The sequence below is a fragment of the Thalassotalea atypica genome, assembly GCF_030295975.1.
GTDB lineage: Bacteria > Pseudomonadota > Gammaproteobacteria > Enterobacterales > Alteromonadaceae > Thalassotalea_F > Thalassotalea_F atypica.
The window spans coordinates 3870915-3888860 of the sequence record NZ_AP027364.1 but is presented as its reverse complement, the minus strand read 5'-3'; the positions used below and the strand labels follow the sequence as shown (position 1 = coordinate 3888860).

The 17946-nt window shown below is 40.8% G+C and carries 15 protein-coding genes; 4 read left to right on the top strand and 11 right to left on the bottom strand.

Features of this window, described 5'->3' with window-relative positions:
• Positions 1-24: 24 nt before the first annotated feature.
• The 8 genes from QUE03_RS17505 to QUE03_RS17470 form a co-directional block, all read right to left on the bottom strand.
• Positions 25-528 (bottom strand): putative 4-hydroxy-4-methyl-2-oxoglutarate aldolase, encoded by a 504-nt coding sequence (locus QUE03_RS17505; protein WP_286263249.1) that lies wholly within the window; start codon positions 526-528, stop codon positions 25-27.
• A 157-nt stretch (positions 529-685) separates the two neighbouring features.
• On the bottom strand, positions 686-2704 hold the full coding sequence (locus QUE03_RS17500; RefSeq protein WP_286263247.1) for a HAMP domain-containing methyl-accepting chemotaxis protein: 2019 nt from the start codon (positions 2702-2704) through the stop codon (positions 686-688).
• 182 nt (positions 2705-2886) lie between these two features.
• Positions 2887-3696 (bottom strand): symmetrical bis(5'-nucleosyl)-tetraphosphatase, encoded by an 810-nt coding sequence (locus QUE03_RS17495; RefSeq protein WP_286263246.1) that lies wholly within the window; start codon positions 3694-3696, stop codon positions 2887-2889.
• Between the two features lie 2 nt (positions 3697-3698).
• A complete protein-coding gene (gene apaG / locus QUE03_RS17490; RefSeq protein WP_286263245.1) occupies positions 3699-4091 on the bottom strand; it encodes a Co2+/Mg2+ efflux protein ApaG in 393 nt (130 codons plus the stop codon).
• 7 nt (positions 4092-4098) lie between these two features.
• Positions 4099-4917 carry a 16S rRNA (adenine(1518)-N(6)/adenine(1519)-N(6))-dimethyltransferase RsmA gene (gene rsmA / locus QUE03_RS17485; RefSeq protein ID WP_286263244.1) on the bottom strand — a complete coding sequence of 273 codons (819 nt, stop codon included), beginning with the start codon at positions 4915-4917 and terminating at the stop codon, positions 4099-4101.
• Positions 4914-5897, bottom strand: coding sequence for a 4-hydroxythreonine-4-phosphate dehydrogenase PdxA (pdxA, locus tag QUE03_RS17480; protein ID WP_286263242.1), 984 nt, complete (start codon positions 5895-5897; stop codon positions 4914-4916). Before pdxA ends, rsmA begins: the two co-directional genes overlap by 4 nt.
• Entirely contained in the window at positions 5897-7198 is a 1302-nt protein-coding gene (gene surA, locus QUE03_RS17475; RefSeq protein WP_286263241.1) for a peptidylprolyl isomerase SurA, read from the bottom strand. Before surA ends, pdxA begins: the two co-directional genes overlap by 1 nt.
• Positions 7199-7213: 15 nt before the next feature.
• Positions 7214-9490, bottom strand: coding sequence for an LPS-assembly protein LptD (locus QUE03_RS17470; RefSeq protein ID WP_286263240.1), 2277 nt, complete (start codon positions 9488-9490; stop codon positions 7214-7216).
• 166 nt (positions 9491-9656) lie between these two features.
• Here QUE03_RS17470 and QUE03_RS17465 point away from each other — a divergent pair, with 166 nt between their 5' ends.
• From QUE03_RS17465 to QUE03_RS17450, 4 genes are read left to right on the top strand one after another with little or no spacing between them, the layout of a single operon-like run.
• Positions 9657-10661: an aminoglycoside phosphotransferase family protein gene (locus QUE03_RS17465; RefSeq protein ID WP_286263239.1), complete on the top strand. Its 1005-nt coding sequence runs from the start codon at positions 9657-9659 to the stop codon at positions 10659-10661.
• On the top strand, positions 10658-11356 hold the full coding sequence (gene murU / locus QUE03_RS17460) for an N-acetylmuramate alpha-1-phosphate uridylyltransferase MurU (protein ID WP_286263238.1): 699 nt from the start codon (positions 10658-10660) through the stop codon (positions 11354-11356). The genes QUE03_RS17465 and murU overlap by 4 nt, the downstream gene beginning before the upstream one ends.
• Before the next feature lie 6 nt (positions 11357-11362).
• Positions 11363-12175, top strand: a complete 813-nt coding sequence (djlA, locus tag QUE03_RS17455) for a co-chaperone DjlA (RefSeq protein WP_286263237.1) — start codon at positions 11363-11365, stop codon at positions 12173-12175.
• 56 nt (positions 12176-12231) lie between these two features.
• The gene (locus QUE03_RS17450; protein ID WP_286263236.1) at positions 12232-12780 is read left to right on the top strand and encodes a lipid-binding SYLF domain-containing protein; all 549 of its coding nucleotides are present in this window, start codon (positions 12232-12234) and stop codon (positions 12778-12780) included.
• A gap of 232 nt (positions 12781-13012) precedes the next feature.
• On the opposite strand, the gene QUE03_RS17445 is transcribed toward QUE03_RS17450, so the two are convergent.
• The 3 genes from QUE03_RS17445 to rapA form a co-directional block, all read right to left on the bottom strand.
• Entirely contained in the window at positions 13013-14005 is a 993-nt protein-coding gene (locus tag QUE03_RS17445; protein ID WP_286263235.1) for a DUF3530 family protein, read from the bottom strand.
• A 136-nt stretch (positions 14006-14141) separates the two neighbouring features.
• On the bottom strand, positions 14142-14810 hold the full coding sequence (locus QUE03_RS17440; RefSeq protein WP_286263234.1) for a pseudouridine synthase: 669 nt from the start codon (positions 14808-14810) through the stop codon (positions 14142-14144).
• Positions 14811-14826: 16 nt separating this feature from the next.
• Entirely contained in the window at positions 14827-17727 is a 2901-nt protein-coding gene (gene rapA, locus QUE03_RS17435; RefSeq protein WP_286263233.1) for an RNA polymerase-associated protein RapA, read from the bottom strand.
• Positions 17728-17946: the final 219 nt, after the last annotated feature.

Here is a 17946-nt window from a genome sequence, read left to right as displayed (position 1 = left end):
ACAGTTTACTAGACGATTAGAGAATTAGTTGTCGCCTATATTTAACTCATGCTCACTAATTAATACACCATTAAGATCAGCATAAACCCAGTTGTTTTCACTAATGGTTACGCCAGCAAAACGAACGGGAATGTTAAGATCGCCAAGTCCGCGCTTTTCAGTTTTTATTGGAGTTGTGCCTAAAGCTTTCACACCTATAGATAAAGTATTAATCGTGGCGACATCTCGAATAACGCCATTGATTATTAAACCCGACCAACCATTTTTTACCGCTGCTTCAGCAAGCATGTCTCCGAGTAGAGCACATCTTGTTGAGCCTCCCCCGTCAACAACAATTACTTTGCCATGGCCAGGGGTATTCACCAAATTTTTAACAATCGAGTTATCTTCAAAACACTTTACAGTAACCACCTGTCCCGAAAATACAGGCTGCTTACCGTAATGAGAAAACTGGCATTCAAGTACGTTAACCTTTGAGGGGAATTTATCGCAAAGATCGGGTAATAAATCGAGTGTTTGTTTGTCCATAGTAGGCTCCCTTCGTAGTGAGGATGATGATAAATCTTATCCTAAGAAGTCAGTATAGAATCATCATTTCAGTTAATGTTGAACATAAAAGGGCAATGATCGAGACATAAAAAAACCACGCTATTGAGCGTGGTTTTTTTCTAAGTCACCTGAGAATCTACAATTTAAATTCTTGAACTGATTGTTGTAACTCTTCAGCAAGTCGAGCAACTTCACTGCTAGAGGTTGCAGTTTGTTGTGAGCCAGCCGATGTTTGCTCTGCAATGGTCACAATAGATTCTAAATTCTCACTGATTTCATGGGCCACAACGCTTTGCTCTTCCGCAGCTGTTGCGATTTGCGAACTACGGTCAAATGCTTCGTGAACAGCATGAGTGATGGTTTCAAGGGCTTTGTCTGCTACGTCACTTTGCTCAACACAGTTTGCCGCTTGTGCTTTACCTGTATCCATCACAGTTACAGCCTTTTCAGCACCGGTTTGAAGCACTTCAATCATATTTTGAATCTCTTGAGTAGATTCCTGCGTACGACTGGCCAACGTTCTTACTTCGTCAGCTACTACAGCAAATCCGCGACCTTGTTCACCTGCGCGCGCTGCTTCAATGGCTGCGTTTAAAGCGAGTAGGTTTGTTTGCTCTGCAATACCGCGGATAACATCCAAGATGCTGCCGATGGAGGCACTGTCTTGCTGTAATTTGTTAATAACTTGAGATGCCGATTCAACTTCTGCAGCAAGTTGCTGAATAGTTTCACGGTTATTTTCAGAAATCCCTTTAACTCGCTCAGCTTCATCGTCTGCTTGTTTAATTTCACCTAAAGCGTCGTTTGCACTTGATAATACGCTTTGTGAAGTACTGCTCATTTCAGTGGTTGCTGAAGCTGCTTGTTCAACCTGTAAGCGCTGTTCTTCAATAGCAGTGGTACTTTGAGCGGTTACAGCAGAGGTTTGTTCTGCCGCTGCTGCCAACTGTGTTGAACGGCTAACAATACTTTGAATAAGATCGCGTAGGCTGTCGATCAGCAAATTACAGTTACGAGATAGTTGCGCAAATTCGTCTTTGCCTGATTCATCCAACTTATGAGATAAGTCGCCAGAGGCAACGACATTCAGCATTTCATTTACGCGACGAAGCGGGCGAGTAATACTGATAAGTGTGATGCGAGCAATAACAATGGCAAGGATAATAGACACAATCATGATAATGGTCGTTCTTCGGTTACCTGTCGATACCGAATCATCAACCATACTGTTCGCTTCGTTGGTCGTTTGATTTGCCAAAGCAACTTGATTGGCAAGGAATTTATTAGCTGTATTAATATCATTGTCAGCCGCAGTTAACATTGATGTTGCTTGTGCAATGGCGTTGATTTGAGCTGACTTATTAGTGAATACTGACTCATCGCCGGTAATATGTGCAGTAATTTCCGCAAAGGTATCAATTAGTTCAGTTGCTTCATCTGAGGCACTATTAGCATTCATTTCAATGATGACATCGCTCATCATTCTGTTGAGTTCGCTGTGGGCGTTTGTTAACTCGCGCTCAATTAAGTTCACTGTGTCTGGGTCTAGGGCGTCTCTATATTCAAACGCGTAACTAACCAAACCATTTAGCGACGTTTCTAAAAACTCACCCATATCCACGGCTTTTTGAAGTTTGCTGTCTGCTAGGTCATGATCCGCTAAATCGAGTAATAAAGTGGCAGCGTCATCGGATTTTTCTTCTAAAATATCGATTTTATCATTTAACAAAGCTATTTGTTCGATGCTGGTTTTACGGCTTTCAAACACACCTTCAACATTATTAGTAAACGATTCGTATACACCGTCAACTTTTTTAAGGTTGCCAAGTAATGTGCCTTCGTTTTGTACAATAGACTTTAATATTTTAAGCTCTTTTGAGAATGAGTCATTAATTGAATTGAAATCTGATTCATTAGTCGCCAATGGTGCCAATTCTTCTTGGTAATAGCCACGTAACGTGAAGCCACCCATTTGGGTTAACTGCAATGCAAGTTTGTTACTATTGACAAGTGTAGGTATAGCTAAGTCACTAACCTTAGTTGTTGAATCATTAATTTTATTCAAATTTAACAAAGAAGATACACTAGTAACCACTAGCAAGATGGCAATAATCGTGAAGCCACCAATAATCTTTACTGCTACCGTTAAATTCATATATACCACCACTCGGAGTTTTAAAGTTAGGAATTAAATACTTATTTTGCTGTTGTTATTACTAGACGCTATCGACAGTATTAACAAATATTTTAGACATATTAAAGGTTATTATAACAAGCACTAGAACTTTTTCATTAAAAGTTACATTTGCAACCTTGATATTTGCTCTTGCAGCTGTTTTATCCAACTGATTCTTGAATAAAGATTTTTTTATCATCCCAACGCAACATAGTCATATAATTGCCCCATACACAGCCAGTATCTAAGGCGAAGTACCCTTTTTTTGAGCAAGAACCCATCAATGCCGCCCAGTGACCAAACACCCATTGCGGACGTTGTTCTATGGTTGATAGTTGATACCAAGGAGCGATATTTTCAGGCTCAGATTGCGGCGCTTCTTTACAATCAAATTCAAGCGAACCGTCTGAGTAACAATAACGCATACGAGTGAAACTGTTGATGGTAAATCTGAATTTATCTTCGTCAGTGTTGACATCAAACCAATTGTTGGGCTTCTCGCCATACATGATGTTGAGCCAGTAGCTACGTTCAGGCCCTGATATTTTTTCGTGGGCAAATTCTGCGTGGTCAACGGCTTCTTCTAGCGACCATTGAGGAGAGATTCCTGCATGGCTCATATAAGCCGTTCCGTCGGGTAATGGCAGCAGCAATGGGTACTGGCTTAGCCAATCCATTAGGTCATTGACGTCTGGTGCATCAAGCAGTGGAGTTAACTTGTCACCTTGCTTCGCTCTTTTATGCCCAGCATGAATGGCGAGTAAGTGCAAATCATGGTTACCTAGGACAAAGTTCGCACTTTTCCCTAGAGACTTAACAAAGTGGAGTGTTTCGAGTGATTGAGGACCTCTTGCTACTAGATCACCGGTCAACCAAAGCTGATCTTGTTGTGCGTCAAAATTTACTTGGGCAAGCAAAAGTTGTAACTCCTTCAAACAACCTTGAACATCACCGACTAAATATAACGCCACAATCAATTCAACAAATTAGGGACAGACAATCGAAATAGTGGAATTTCGATACTGAAAGGTCGGTTGTTGCTGTCAATTAAATGATATTGTCCTTGCATGATACCAAGAGGTGTTTTGAAAATAGAGCCGCTGGTATAGGTGTATTGTTTTCCTGGGCCAATAACTGGTTGCTGACCGACAACGCCATCGCCTTCCACTGTCGTTATTTCGCCGTTGGCGTCAGTAATCAACCAACGACGGGACAGTAACTGCACTTTTTCATCACTGCAATTTGATATGGTAATGGTGTAACTGAACACAAATTGTTTGTTATCGATATCGGATTGTGACTCGATAAAATTAGGCTGAGCCAAAACGGTGATCAGCGAACTTAAATCTGGGGTAACATGACTCATGTGCTTTCTATTTTTCTATCGATGCTGGGTTATCACTAAGAAAGTTAGCAATTTTAATGTATTCATCAATACTCAGGTTTTCAGGTCTTAGCGTTGGTGAAATATCTAAACGCTCTAAATTATCTGCTGAAATAAGCTTTTTGAAACTGTTACGGATGGTTTTGCGGCGCTGATTAAATGCCGTTAAACATACCTGATTAAGCATACTCAATTCTTTTACTGGGTTCTTTATTTCAGCATGTGGAATTAAGCGCACAATAGCAGAGTCGACTTTAGGCGGCGGAGTAAAGGCTTCCGGCCCTATTTCCATCACGGGCAATACCTGACACTGATACTGTGTCATGATCGACAATCGTCCATATGCTTTTGTATCTGGCGATGCTGCCATGCGTTGTACCACTTCTTTTTGCAACATGAAATGCATGTCTTTGACATCATTTTTAAAGGTCAGCAAATGAAAAATGAGCGGTGTAGAGATATTATAAGGTAGGTTACCAAAAATTCTCAATGGTAGATTGGGCTTCACCAAAGACGAAAAATCAAACTTCAATGCGTCAATTTCATGAATGGTCAAATGTTCAGCCAAAAAAGGGTGATGGCGTAAACGATGAGCCAAATCTCGATCTAGTTCGACAACGGATAACTTCCCTGCACGCTCAACAACCGGCTCAGTTAGTGCGCCAAGACCAGGCCCAATTTCGATTAAATTTTCACCTGGCTCAGGGTTGATTGCGTCAACGATGCTACTAATGACTGCATCATTATTTAGGAAGTTTTGACCAAAGCGTTTTCTAGCTTGATGGCCTAAATGGGAGTTCTTACTCATTGTTGATTATTTGCCAAATTAATTGCGGTTTGCAGGGCTTCAATAAAACTTCCAGTGTCTGCTTGGTTAGTACCGGCTAAATCGAGAGCAGTACCGTGATCTACTGAGGTTCGAATAAAAGGTAGGCCTAAAGTAATGTTCACCGAAGAGCCGAAGCCTTTATATTTAAGTACGGGTAAACCTTGATCGTGAAACATACTTAAAATAGCGTCTGCATCCTCTAAGTATTTTTCTTGAAAAATGGTGTCAGCAGGTAAAGGGCCAACAATGTCCATACCTTCAGCGCGAAGCTCTTCAAATGCTGGGTTCATTACTTCAATTTCTTCTCGCCCTAAATGCCCGTCTTCGCCGGCATGAGGGTTGATGCCACACGCATATATACGTGGAGATTCAATGCCAAATTTGTCTTGTAGGTCTTTGTGCAAGATGCGAGTGACTTTTTGTAATCGTTCAAAGGTGATGGCCTTTGATACATAAGCTAATGGGATGTGTGTGGTTACTAAGGCGACACGCAACCCTTCAGTGGCTAACATCATTACCACATCAGAACAATTGGCCTGATGAGCAAAATATTCCGTATGACCGCTAAAAGCGATCCCCGCTTGGTTAATTAACCCTTTATGTACAGGGCCTGTAACAACAGCTTCAATTTCACCTGAGATATTTTTTTCGCTGGCAACACGTAGAGTTTCTACCACGTAATGACCATTATTTTGATTGAGTTGTCCTGCCACTGGTACTTGGTCGGTGGCTATCGGACAAATAGTGAGCGTACCAGCTTTTTGAGCTGATGCAGGTTTACTCGCATCATAATCAACTAATGTCAACGGCAAGCCAATTTGCTCAGCTCGCGCCATCATTAATTCTGGACACGCGACAACGACAAGTTCTACGGGCCAGTCTTGTTGCGCAATTGCAATGGTAAGGTCTGGGCCGATACCCGCAGGCTCTCCCGGCGTTATTGCAATACGTTTGGTCATTAATTTTCACCCGTTGATAAAACTTCAATATAAGCTTCGTCTCGGGTTTCTTTCATCCAGCGCTGTGCTTCCATACCAAACTTACGGTTATAGATAATCTGGTAGGCACGGTTTTCATTCATTTGTTCTGTTGCATCTAAGGTGCGACGATCGGTCAACTGTACTAAATGCCAGCCAAATGATGAACGGAATGGTTTATGGTATTCGCCAATTTTAAGTTTAGCTAGAACATCCCTAAAAGCAGGATCGTAAGTTTTAGGGTCCGCCCAACCTAAGTCGCCACCACGCACCGATGTTGGGCCTTCAGAAAACTCTTTTGCTAAATCAGCAAAGTCGGCATTTCCGGCTTCTATTTCTTTTAGAAACTCAGCTAACATGGCTTCCGCTTTTGCTTCACTTAAGATAATTGACGATTTAACAAGAATATGTCGGGCTTTAACTTCTTCCACTTCAACCACTTGGCGACCACGAATTTCTAGTATTTTAATAATACTAAAGCCAAGACCTGTGCGAATAGGGCCCATTACCGTGTCTTGCTCTTTGCCATCAACAAGTTCAGAAAATAAGGTCGGTAATTCATTGATGTTCTTCCAGCCGATATCACCACCTTCAAGTGCGTTTGCATCACCCGATGACGCAATCGCAATCTTGGCAAAGTCAGAGCCACCGTTAAGGAGTTCGATCACTTTATCGGCACGAGTTTTGGCAGCATTGATATCATCTTGAGTTGGCTCTGGTGGGAATTCAATCAAGATGTGACCCAGACGATATTCAACATCTAAATTAGTTTTTTGTTTCATATCAGCCAACAAGTTGTTTACTTCTTGTGGTGAGATATAAACTCTACGGCGAACACTAGCACGACGCACTTCACCTGATATTAGTTCTGAACGTACGGTTTCGCGGTATTTTTCATAATCAACGCCATCACTGACCAGCGCTTCACGGAACTGTTCTAGTGTCAGGTTGTTTTCGCCGGCCATATTGCTTAACGTGTCATCAAGTTGAGCGTCACTGATTTGAACGCCCATGCGCTCACCCATTTGAATAAGTAAGCTATCGTTAATAAGCTTATCGGTAACTTGAGTACGTAAGGCTTTATCTGAAGGTAGGCTTTGACCTGATTTTTCAGCTTGTGCTTTGATATTCTTTAATAAGTTTTGGATTTCTGATTCTAATACAACGCCCGAGTTTACAATGGCGGCGACTTTATCTAATGCTACTTCTTCGGCTATAGCAGTGCTGAATAGGTTCAGTACTAATGAAGAAGTTAAAGCGAAAATTTTCAAAGAGTTTTTCATTTATTATATTCTTGATTAATTATTGAGATAATATGGGCGTTTGTAGCCAAATATACTCGAGTTAAACATATCTTGTGTATTAAGCGTGGTTTTTTGGCCACTTAAACCTTTAATAACAAACTGTACCACGAATCCACTATCGAATTCATCGCGGTTATCATTAAATGTACCTAACTCATCAATTGATGAATTAATATGACGTTGATAAGCAAAGCGAATTCCCCAGCAACAATTTTCATATTGGAAGCCTGCTAAGGTTTCCAAGCTGCGTCTGCGTTTTAAATCTTGCGTCACACGACTGACAAAATGCCAATCCTTGTTGAGTCTGACACTCGAAAGTAAAGATAGTTGCTCTAAAGTGACATCTGATAAATCTTTTGTATATCGGTGCGTCAATTGTAGAAGATCGGTTTCGGTGAAATGGTAATCGATATTTGCTTGACTTTGCCTAGTAATATCCAAGTCGGTATTGTATTGAATATTACTGCTAAATTGCCATTGAGAATTTGCTCTGACGAAGATGTCAGCAGCAAGTGAAGATTCGTCGACATTGGTACCATTGTCGTTAATTTCGAAATTGGTATCGTTCAAATAGACAATACGACCTAAACTAAAACGCATGCGTTCAACATTAGATTTATCAAGTAATCTGCTTGTTAGGCCCCAAGAATATTGATTCGCTTCGGCAATTCTGTCCAAACCGCTAAAACGTTTATCTCTAAATAAACCTGCATAATCGTCTTGCAATATGGTGGTGTCATACAAACCAATATTGTCTTGTTCTCTATCGGGTATATAGAGGTACTGCAATTGAGGTTCAATAGTTTGTGTAAATGCAGTATTAAACAACGTAGTTTCGCGTTCTAAGTTAATGCCACCATGGAACCTTACTTTAGGTAACGTCCTGCTAACATGGCGTTCTAGCTCTGGTGAGTTTTCCAATCGCTCTTGCTTATAGTTGGTTTGCAGCAACTTAAACTCCGAGTTGAAAAACCATGCTGGTGTATAGATTGGAAATGACATGCCAGCTTCAAGATGAAATCTATCGGCTTGAGCTTGGGTTTGATCGTTAGACTTAAAGCGTGATAATTCTGAATATAGTTCAAACTTACCATTCCAAAACGGTAGATCTTGGTAATTATTGATTTCAATTTGTGGGACGGTCTTATAGCTTTGATTGTGATTACCAATGACTTCAAAATCTTGCACCTTTACTGTGGCATTCCACGTTTCACCAAAATAAGCGAGTTCACCTATTTGGTATAAGTATGCATCGTTTGAATTGTAGTGTTTAGAGCCAATATCAACTAAATAGGCGTCATCGCTAATCGAAGTATAATCAGCATATGCTCTGAAATTCTCTGAAAAATTACCTACATGTTGGAAGCGCCAAAGATAACGAGCGTCATCGTTGGTGGTAATTTCATCATCTTTATTTAAATATTCAACATCAAATTTGCCCGTTTGTTCGCCACTTAAATAGCGAAACTCGGTTAATAATTGTGTACCTCGCTTAGACATATAACGCGGTGTGATTGTTGCGTCCATGTTCTCAGCGATATTTAAATAATAAGGGGTCTCAATTTCTAACCCTGACTTGTTTGAAGAGCCAATAACTGGGTAGAGAAAACCCGATTTACGCTCGTCGGTAACAGGAAAAGAAATATATGGCAGATAAAACACAGGAACATCAAAAAGTTCAATAACGGCATTAAACGCTTCACCTTTATTATCTTTTGCTGAGATATTAATTTCGCTGGCGCTGATTTGCCAATCAGGTGTTTCACCATAACAGGTGGTAAATGATGAATCAGAAAGTGTTAAGCGCCCGTCGTCAGATACCGAGAGCTCGCCTGCCTTACCATGTCCTAAGCTGCCCTTTAAATGATAATCAGTGCCACTTAAAGTTGTCGATTGGCTCGACTCACTGGCTTTTAATTGCTGGGCAAATATATCAATAGCGTCATTCTGAAAATGAATATTACCTTGTGCGTTAAGGACAGCCGTATTTCTATTTATTTCAAGCTTCTGTGCAGATATTTTCTTATCTTTGTTAATTAATGTCACACCACCTTCAAAAATGGCAAACTGATCTTTTTCAATACTGGAACGTTTTGATAATATTTGAATAACATCAGGATCATCAATAATAACTTTTGAGCCTAATTGGGCGAATTGAGGTACAGGACAAACCCTAACTTCCATTGGCGCTTGAGCTGACTGAGCATAAGCCCATGGACTCATCATCAATATAGTGCATTTGGTGAATAAGTGACGAAGCGAGAAATGCATTTATGTTCCGTTAAAAATGGCGTTAGTTAACACTATTGGATAAAAGTGGTATTTATTTGCATGATAAGATCAGTATTCTACTGTTAAAACTCGTTATAATATAGCAATTTTTATTTATCTCGCTAATTAGATTAATTGGCAGTTTTACTAAGTAAGAGGGACGCATTTGAGCCAAGATAATCGACGAAAAGCATTAACTAAGTGGTTATCTGCTGTAACTGATACTGAACAAATCATACTCGAGTCTTTGACTGGTGATGCAGGGTTTCGTCAGTATTTTCGTTTTAGCACGAGTGGCGGGCAATCAGTGATTGCCGTGGACTCGCCCAAAGATAAATGCAACAACTTAGCGTTTACTCATATTCAAGCTTGCCTTTTGTCTCAAGGTATCAAAGTACCGCAAATTATTGACCAAGATGAAGAACAAGGCTTTTTTTGCCTAACTGACTTGGGCAATACTTTGCTTGCCGATAAGTTGACCTTGGATTCTATGGCACAGTATTACAAACGTGCCATGGCTATTATTCCGAAGATAGCGACTGTCCAGGATTCTACAGCATATAGATTCCCTGTTTTTGATCGCGATTTTGTACAGTTAGAACTTAATATATTTTCACAGTGGCTGTTGCATCATCATCTAGATATAAAAACTATAGACCTCGAAAAGCTGCAAGCCTGTTTTGACGTGTTAATTGATAACGCACTGGAACAGCCACAAGTGGTGATGCACAGAGATTTTCATAGTCGCAATATTATGCTCGAACATGACAATGAACTAGCCGTTATTGACTTTCAAGATGCGGTGAAGGGGCCAATAACTTATGACGTGGTGTCATTACTCCGTGATTGTTACGTTAGATGGCCCGATGAAAAAATTTACCCACTGCTGGAGCACTTTATTGAGCATCATATCACCAGCACAGATCTTGCGTGCGGTGTATCACAATCAACTTGGCATCGTTGGTTTGATCTGATGGGATTGCAGCGTCATATTAAGGCTGCTGGTATTTTTGCACGTTTATACTTAAGAGATAATAAGCCAGGTTATCTATCAGATATTCCACTGACATTATGTTATATTAAAGATGTAAGTGCTCACTATGGTGAGCTGTCATATTTGCATGAAGTGGTCCGCGATATTGTCATTCCTTCATTGGAGCAAAAACAATGAGAGCAATGATCCTTGCCGCAGGTCGTGGTGAGCGGATGAGACCGTTAACTGATAGCTGTCCTAAGCCATTATTATCAGTTGCCGGTAAACCTTTAATTGTTTATCACATTGAAAAGTTGGCTCGTATTGGTATCACGGATATTGTCATTAATCATGCGTGGCTGGGACAACAAATTGTTGATACGCTGGGTGACGGTAGCGCGTGGAATGTCAAAATAACCTATAGCGCTGAATCTAATGGCGCACTTGAGACCGCAGGTGGGATAAAAAAAGCGCTACATCTGCTTGCACAAAACAACAGTGAGTCGCCATTTTTGGTGATTAATGGCGACACCTATTTTGAGTATGATTTCTCGACAATACCTCAACTTCCAAAGCATCAACTTGCCCATTTGTGGTTGACTGAAAACCCTGAACATAACCGAAAGGGGGATTTTGGTATCAATAATGGTATTTTAGTTAATCAGTCAGAAACCATGTGGACATTCAGTGGTCTAGCTCTTTATCGCAGCTCCTTTTTTAATCATGTTATTGGTGATAATTTTGAAAAATTAGCACCACTTTTACGTGCTGCTGCCGACAAAGAACAGATTGGCGCCTCTCTGTTATCGGGGTTATGGGTAGACGTTGGTACGCCTCAGCGGTTACAACAATTAGAAGCACATATTTTATCATTTCAAGTATCAGGAAAATAATAAGTCATGCAAATTTGGGGTAAGGTTCTGGGCTTCTTGTTCGGGTTTATGTTGAGCAAAAATATATTCGGTGCCTTGTTAGGCGTTTGGCTTGGTCATAAATTTGATAAAAGCCGTGGTTATGATTTTGATAAATTCAACGCAGACGGTGAACAAAGTCGTCAAGCGACATTTTTCTATACTACTTTTTCTGTGATGGGACATCTTGCTAAAGCCAAAGGGCGAGTGACAGAGCATGAAATCGCCTTTGCTAGTGCCTACATGGATAAACTTAAGCTAAAAGGCGAATTGCGCGAGCAAGCACAAGAGGCATTTAGAGAGGGAAAAGCTGCAGGGTTTCCATTAAAAGATCGTTTAGCGAAGTTTAGGAAGTCGTGTGGTGCCCGTTATGATTTAATTTTAATGTTTCTTGAAATTCAAGTGCAGATTGCTTTTGCTGACGGTCAGCTAGATCCCGTAGAACGTAAAGTTTTGCATGAAATTGCTCAAGGGTTGGGTTTTTCAAGTAGAGATTTAGACAAACTTTTAGAAATGATCATGGCTGGAGAGGCGTTTAATCGTCAATCAGGCGCTGGTCAGCACGCTAACCCTGCCAATGAGAAAGCGCAACTTAATCATGCATATAAAGCTCTGGGGGTAAGCCCTGATATGTCGATAAAAGATATTAAGAAAGCTTATAAAAAGCTGATGTCACAACATCACCCTGACAAACTTATTGCAAAAGGATTACCGCCAGAAATGATGGAATCAGCAAAGCAAAAAACACAAGACGTGCAAGCCGCTTATGACTTAGTATCGAAATATCACAATAAAGACTAAACTGATTGAATAACTTAACTAAAACTAGCTGCCTTTGGCTCAAAAGAGAATTTAGAATGAAAAAATTGATTGTATTTTTGTTTGTAATGTTACTACCTAGCAGTGTAATCGCTGGTGCTGAAGAAGACCGCAATGATATTCGGGAAATGCGTCAAAAAATACTGACACGTTTATACAAGGAAGAGCCGCGGGCGAAAAAGAAAATTGAAAAAGCCGTTGGTTATGCGACGTTTTCTAATATTGGTGTCAATATTATTTTTCTTTCCGCAGGTAACGGTAGTGGCATTGTAAAGAACAATGAAACTGGAAAAGAAACCTACATGCAAATGGTCAGTGCAGGTGTTGGTATTGGCTTAGGGGTAAAAGATTTTAGTGCGGTATTTATTTTTTATACTGAGGAGGCACTGGAAAATTTTGTAGAACACGGCTGGGACTTTTCAGGACAAGCTGATGCTGCCGCTAAGTCAGGAAAAAAAGGGGGCGAAACAAGCAAAGCCGCAACCATTGTTGAAGGTGTTGAAGTATACCAGATGACTGAAAATGGCCTAGCACTACAAGCAACATTGCAAGGCACAAAATACTGGAAAGATGGCGATTTGAATTAGTTATCTGATTAATTCGAATATCCCTTGATCGCCGATGTGAGTGTTGATGTTGTATCGGCTTTCTGAGCTAGCAGATTTTCTTTTTTAGTAGTGACTAATAGAAATCTTCAGCGACCTCTCTATCAGATTGTAATTCACCTAAGTGATCAATTAGCGCATGTTTGTTTTGTTCTGGGGCTCGTTCATCAATCAGGGCCATTTCATAATGTGTGAAATAGCTTTGTAGTATCAACTACCAACCAATGGCCGTTAACCACCCCTTTATTGCTCTGCTTAAGTCTTTTTCTGGGTAATAGCTTGGGGCAAAATTGTTAAGTTGTCGCTGACGATAGTAGATTTTCATTTCTTTAGCGGCGTATTGTTTTCTAATTTTAGCGAAGTGTTCTACCCACTGAGTATCTTTCTTTAAGTATAAATCCAAGATAGGCAGTTCAGTTTCAGACACTTGTGTTGCGAGAGAAATATTGCCTTGTTCGGTTAACATGTGAGCGCTAAGCATGACAAAAGCATTGGGCAAGGGCAGCTGTTGTTGCTCAAATAGATTTAATACATTGGCCGCGTTGTTTCCTTCCGCAATGACAACGAAGATGCCCGGATACTGTGCTGCTTCATCAAACACGGCTTTCATTTTAGGAATGAGAGCCTCTTGATATGCTTGTAACGCCTCTTGGTTTTCTGCTGCACGGGTGTTTGCATTTTCAGTTTGTGATGGGTAGGTCGCTGGTTTGTCTAAGGGCTGTAATACGATAGTTGTCCAACCTTGTGTTGGCAGATGTTGGCGCAAATAGTTAATCGCCTTTGGACTAGTTGCCACTTGTTGCCATTCTGGGAGCAATATCATCACCCCTTTATCTGTTGCGTGTAAATCTTTTTGCGTCAAAGTAATGAAATCTTCCGTTCCTACCATCATCGGTTTTAAAATGCCTTTACGGACATATTTTTCTAAATCTGACTGATAAATGCTTTGCTCAGATGTAGGCGCTAGAATGGTTAAAGGTTGAGTTGACTCTTTCGACTCATTATCATTTTCGGCGGGCTCGGTATCTGTTGACTCCGGATTGTTTTCATTGACGGTTTGATTTTCTTTGGGATTAAGTTGTAATGTTTTTTCGCCGGCAATTTCGCTCTTTTCTTGTGCAAGGCCCATTTCACTGAAAAAGAAAACAATAATTGAAAAAAAAAGTTGGCTTAAACGCAATGAACTTTCTCCGGCTTTAAACGACAAGGCGCTTTCATTCTAATGCAAAGAGACCGCGACTGCATCATTAAAGGACTCAATATTGTAGCGGCCAAATTAACTAAAGCTTTATGTTTTTTTGTTGGTCATGTGTATTTGAGTAGTTTATTCAATGTCTTAAATATTACGTAAAAGGACAAGGCGCCTTAAAGGATATGCTTTGTTTTGTTCGTGGATGAGAAATTGTCAGAGATAGGGCATGTAATTGTAGTCGTTCTGATTGGGTTAATGCTTTTTCATGGGCATAAAGCCGATCACCCAAAATCGGGTGGCCCAACGCCAGCATATGTACTCTAAGTTGATGGGAGCGACCGGTAATAGGGATTAGCTCTACTAAAGCGCTGTCGTCATCCTGTTGAAGCAACTTGTACAGTGTTTTTGATGACTTCCCATGTTCATGGTCGACTTTCTGCTTTGGTCGGTTGGGCCAATCGCAAATTAATGGTAAGTTAATTTCACCCTGCAAATATTCCAGTTTGCCATAAACACGGGCGCGGTAACTTTTTTGAGTTTGCCTTTTTTCGAATTGACGACTGATGTCGACGTGAGCGTCTTTATTTAAGGCCATCAATAATAAGCCAGATGTTGCCATATCCAAGCGGTGCACTATGGTTGCTGTAGGTAGTACGCGAGCCACACGATTTTGTAAACAATCTTGATGTTCAGGCAATCGGCCTGGCACCGTGAGTAAACCACTGCCTTTATTTAACACGACAATATCATCATCTTGATAAACGATATCAAGATAGGGCGTCATTGGCGGGCGGTAAATAAAGTCAGGGTTTGCAGCCATATTCGGTTCCTTAAATTTAATGCGTCACAACGATAAGACGCGTCGCCTCAAACGTCAGTTGTGCTTTTTCAATGTAATGTGTGAGCTCTTGTTGCTGGCGTTTTATAAAGTCGAGTTCATCTTGCCGAACACTCGGGTTGATCGCTGACAAGGCTTCTAGTCGTTGATATTCTTCGTCAAGGGTATGGTGCATATTTTCTAATGCATGACTTTGAATAGCAGGGATTTTTACTTCTGCATGTTGTTCTGCTTTATTCACTAATGGCTGTATTTCACTTTTCAGCGCTTTAATGAGTTGTAATGCAACTTGTTTCTTCACTGGCTGAAGCTGTTTTTCAAGTACTGGCTCTGACACTTTATCCGCTAAATTATTCCCGCTCTTATCAACGAGGATACGAATTGGCGTAGTAGGTAAATAACGTCCTAGTTGTAAGTTTGATGGCGCCGTTGCTTCAATAGTAAAGATACATTCTAAGAAGAAGGTACCTACTGGCAGGGCTGGGTTCTTCAATAAGCCGATACTGGCATTTCCGATTTCATCAGACAATACTAAATCCAAAGCGCCACGTACCATTGGATGATCCCATGTCATCAATTGATAGTTTTCGCAGCTCAAAGCCGTATCACGGTTAAAGGTTACCGTTGCGCCATCTTCCGGCAAATGCGGGAAGTTGGGGTTTAGCATATGCTCGGTTGGATTTAATGCAATGGCATTGTCCGCTTTATCGTCTTGTTGAATTCCGAATACGTCAAATACTTGAAACATAAACTGTGGCAAGGTGGTTTGATCATCAAGGGCTTCAATGTCTTTAACAATCTGGTGCGCTCTACCTTGGCCACTTGAATTAAGTTCAAGTAATTTGTCTCGCCCTGATTCAAGTTCTGCCTTGATTGCTAAATGCTGTTGATGGCTGTCATTGATGAGTTGTGTGGTTGTCTCTGATGTAAAGTCATGACTAAGCATAATATTGTGAAGTTGCTCGCCAACATGTTCAAACACGGTGCGACCTGTAATACACGTGTGTTCAAAGGCATTAAGTGATTGATGATACCAATTGAATAACAATTCTTGCGCAGAGTTTTTAAAATAAGGGATATGAATTTTAATCGTTTGTGTTTGACCTATACGATCAAGTCGACCAATACGCTGTTCAAGTAAATCAGGGTTGGTCGGTAAATCAAACAACACCATGTGATGAGCAAACTGGAAGTTACGACCTTCGCTGCCAATTTCAGAACATAGTAATACTTGGGCACTGTCTTCATCTTGTGCAAAATACGCAGCGGCGCGGTCACGCTCAAAAATAGATAGGCCTTCGTGGAATACCGCAGCTCGCATTCCTTCTTTGGTGCGTAGTGCTTCTTCTAAGTCAATGGCGGTTTGTGCGTGGGCACAGATAACTAAAATTTTCTCGTCACGGTGCTCTCTTAAAAGCTCAATTAGGTAGTCTACACGTGGATCAAAGCTATGCCATGCGTCATGATTATCCAAGGCATACAATTGTTCAGGAGTATGAAAAAACGCGGTTTGTTTTAGAGCTTTTAAGGATTCAAGGTCATGATCAACGAGTAAATCATTGATGCAGTTATCGTATTGCTCAGGTAGCTTAAGTGCTACTGGCATCGCGATACGCTCTGGGAAACCTTTTATTGTATTGCGAGAGTTTCTAAACAGAATGCGACCTGTGCCGTGACGATCGAGCAGTTGATTTAACAATTGCTGTTTTGCATGTGCTTGGCTCTGCTCGTCTCCTGCGCTCAATTCAGTCAGCAGTGTAGTGATGTCTGTTTCTTTTAATAATTCTTGTAATGTTTCAGCTTGTGCTGTGGTCAAACTATTACCTTCCACTAAGGTATTGGCGGTATCTGCCACTGCCGTGTAGTGTTGCTCTTCTTCGATAAATGCCTGGTAGTCAAAGAAACGATCAGGGTCTAGCAGTCTTAAGCGAGCAAAGTGACTTTCATGGCCTAGTTGATCAGGAGTTGCCGTTAATAATAATACCCCAGGTATCACTTGTGCCAACTGCTCTATACATAAATATTCAACACTTGGGGCTTCTTGAGACCAATTAAGGTGATGGGCTTCATCAACCACCATTAAATCCCAATCTTCGCTGATCATTGATTCATACCAATCAGGGTTGTCAGCAACAAAGTTTAAGTTCACTAACACCAGTTGTTCGTCGCTGAATGGATTTTCACTAGTACTCTCTTGGCAGCGCTCAGCGTCATAAATGCTAAACTTGAGGTTAAATCTGCGCAGCATTTCAACTAGCCATTGGTGCATCAGTGATTCAGGTACAATGATTAGAATGCGTTGTGCTCGACCTGTCACCAGTTGCTGATGAATGATTAAACCTGCCTCAATGGTCTTACCTAACCCTACTTCGTCCGCTAAAAGCACACGAGGTGCAAATCGAGAGCCCACTTCTTCAGCAATGTATAGCTGATGAGGTATCAGGCTGACACGACCACCACTTAAACCAACAAGTGGAGATTGTTGTTGCTCGAATTGATGTTGCAAGCTGTCTTTGCGCAAACGGAACCAATCTAATCTATCCACTTGGCCGTTAATGAGTCGGTCATGTGGCTTATTGAACTTGATGAAATGATCGATCATTACTTCTTTGAGTGTGGTTTTTTCACCGTTGTCTGCACGAGTACCGTGATAGGTGATGATGGCTTCGCTGTCATCAATTTCTTCAACTTGTAATTGCCAGCCTTCATGGCTAGGGATTACGTCACCGATATTGAAAACCACGCGTGTTAGTGGAGCATTGGCTATGGCGTATTTTCTAGAATCTCCCGTGGCGGTATATATGATCGTAACAAAACGATTTTCCACATTGGTTACGGTACCAAGTCCTTGATCTGATTCACTGTCACTGATCCAACGTTGGCCGGGGAAAAATTGCATAACCGATGTCTCCAAAAAGCTCTAAAAATACTAATAGGGGAAAAAAAGGGCGCTATAGTACCGTTAATCATAGTTGTGATCATTAAAAATATCTTCAATTCACCAATCAACTTTTAGACAGCTCAGGTAAATGAATTTTATGTGTATTTGTCTTTAGCTAAGAAGGGAATAAAAAATAGGCGGAAAAGAGAATCATCGCGTAATTTTTTTATTAAACGG